This window comes from Pseudomonas sp. Larv2_ips, assembly GCF_963879675.1.
Lineage (GTDB): Bacteria > Pseudomonadota > Gammaproteobacteria > Pseudomonadales > Pseudomonadaceae > Aquipseudomonas.
In genome coordinates this window covers 1-318 of record NZ_CAWOAW010000039.1, presented here as the reverse complement: position 1 = coordinate 318, position 318 = coordinate 1, and positions in this window count along the sequence as shown.

Below are 318 nucleotides of genomic sequence, written 5' to 3'. Positions count from 1 at the left end.
GCTTGCTCGCGAAGGCGGTGTGTCAGTTAGCTCATGTGTAGCTGACACACCGCCTTCGCGAGCAAGCCCGCTCCCACAGTTTGACTGAGTACAGACCGCCAGCACCGCACTGCTTGGCTTTTCTGTAGGAGCTGGCTTGCCTGCGATGCAGACGACTCGGTCCATCAGGCACACCAAGTCGATGCCATCGCAGGCAAGCCAGCTCCCACATTGAATTGAGTTCAGCTCTCAGAATCAGGCCGGCTGTCAGGCCGCCTCGCTTGCGCTTTTGATCTAACCACTCAGGTCGGCTACTAGGCCGCCGTGCTCTGCTTTTGA